The organism is Kocuria sp. UBA1838 (assembly GCF_002338785.1).
Lineage (GTDB): Bacteria > Actinomycetota > Actinomycetes > Actinomycetales > Micrococcaceae > Kocuria > Kocuria marina.
Genome location: NZ_DDIY01000002.1, coordinates 1 through 470, shown reverse-complemented (window position 1 = coordinate 470; position 470 = coordinate 1). Strand labels below are relative to the sequence as shown.

The following is a 470-nucleotide window of genomic DNA, read 5'->3' as shown; positions in this document are numbered from 1 at the left end:
AACATGAATACGCATACAGAAACCGAGATCCGCAAGAGCTTCGTCAACTGCTCCAAGGGCGCCGCGCAGCGCCTCAACATCCCGCAGGACGTGCTCCACGGGGACTGGGAGTCCCAGATCTTCCTGGGCTGGTACGACCCGAAGTCACCGCGGGCGGGCTACGTCGTCGTCGAGACCGAGGACGGGTTGCGCGGGCTGGTGCTCGAGAAGAGCGCGCAGAAGGCGAGCGGTGGCGCACGCATGTGTCAGATCTGCCTGACGTTGCACCCGGCCAGCGGCGTCTCACTGGTGTCGATCCAGCGTTCCAAGACCGCGAAGGACCGCTACAACTCCGTGGGCACCTACGTGTGCTCGAACCTGGCGTGCAGCGACTACACGCTGGGGCGCCGCAAGCCCGAGGGCATCCGGCAGATGGAGGAGACCATGAGCCCGGAGGAGCGCGCCGATCGCGCGCTCGCCAACATGCGCGG

At 66.2% G+C, this 470-nt stretch carries 1 protein-coding gene; it reads left to right on the top strand.

Annotated elements, in window-relative coordinates; all coding sequences use genetic code 11:
- Positions 1-3 precede the first annotated feature (3 nt).
- Positions 4-470 (top strand): FBP domain-containing protein (locus B3I25_RS00885; RefSeq protein WP_286737515.1); only part of this gene is annotated, 467 nt, incomplete at its 3' end.